At 36.0% G+C, this 1449-nt stretch carries 1 protein-coding gene; it reads left to right on the top strand.

Annotated features, from left to right (window positions below; all coding sequences use genetic code 11):
• Positions 1-53: 53 nt before the first annotated feature.
• Positions 54-1414 (top strand): IS3 family transposase gene (locus tag AB1471_RS16870; protein ID WP_367780920.1). Its coding sequence is split into 2 segments (ribosomal slippage): positions 54-510 and positions 510-1414, totalling 1362 coding nucleotides; the frame shifts between segments, so codons are not numbered across the junction.
• The last annotated feature ends 35 nt before the right edge of the window (positions 1415-1449 follow it).

Genomic DNA, 1449 nt, shown 5'->3' with positions numbered 1-1449 from the left:
TGAACTGCACCCCAAATTTTAGACACAGTCTAGAATTTGGAGGTGCTTTTCTTTTGACGAAATTTACAAGTAAAGAAATAGTTAAAGCAGTAAAATGCTATTTAAAAGGAAATAAAGGTTTCCAAACCATTGCACAAAAGATGGGTGTACATAAAAGTACACTCCAGTTTTGGGTAAGAAAATATCAATATCATGGGAAAGACGCTTTTTCAACGTGCTATACAAATTATTCCGTACAATATAAACTAGACGTACTTAACTATATGAATAAAAATGGGACGTCTATCTTTGAAACAGCTGCACGATTTAATATGCCTTCTAAAGCTACACTTTGGCAATGGCAACACTTACTCAAAACACAAGGATTGGATGCCCTAAAACCAAAGAAAAAGGGGCGCCTATCTATGAAAAATGAAAATAGAAAAACATCAAAAAAACACGTATCAGCTGATGGTTCGATTGAAGCACTACAAAATGAACTAGAACGTTTACGCATGGAGAATGCGTATTTAAAAAAGTTGAATGCCTTAGTTCAAAACAAGGAAATATCACCAAACAAGACAAAGCGCAAGTAGTCTATGAATTAAGGCATGAGTTCCCGGTGAAAGCACTCGTACAAATGGCAGGCATTCCACGTAGCACGTATTATTATTGGGTGAAAAATTTAGATCGTCCTGATGCCGATGTAGAGCTGAAAGTTTTGATTCAAAGAATTTATGACGAACATGAAGGTCGTTATGGATACCGACGCATTCGTGATGAACTTACCAATCGAGGACATCAAGTAAATCACAAAAAAGTACAACGGATTATGAAGGAATTAGGAATAAAATGTCTCGTTCGTATGAAAAAATATCGTTCTTATAAAGGGACAGTTGGAAGAATTGCACCTAATATTTTAGAACGCGACTTTCAAGCTGAAAAACCAAATGAAAAATGGGTTACAGACATTACAGAATTCAAACTATTTGGCGAAAAGCTATATTTATCACCAATGCTAGATTTATTTAATGGTGAAATCATCACCTATACAATCGGATCAAGACCGACCTACCCACTCGTTTCGACGATGTTAGAGCAATCATTTGAACGCTTAACAGACGAGGATACCCTCCTCATTCATTCTGATCAAGGCTGGCATTACCAAATGAAACAATACAGACATGCCCTTAAAGAACGAGGCATTATGCAAAGTATGTCACGTAAAGGAAACTGTTATGATAACGCGGTCATTGAGAATTTCTTTGGCATCATGAAATCAGAATTCCTTTATCTAAAAGAATTTAAAAGTGTGAAACATTTCAAGCTAGAACTAACCAAATATATAGAATACTATAATCACAAACGAATCAAGGCAAAACTAAAAGGCATGAGCCCAGCGCAATACCGAACTCATACCCAACAAGTTGCCTAATGATATAACCTGTCTAACTTTTTGGGGTCACTTCA

Source organism: Jeotgalibacillus marinus (assembly GCF_040801915.1).
GTDB lineage: Bacteria > Bacillota > Bacilli > Bacillales > Jeotgalibacillaceae > Jeotgalibacillus > Jeotgalibacillus marinus.
This window is presented reverse-complemented; position numbering and strand designations above follow the sequence as displayed.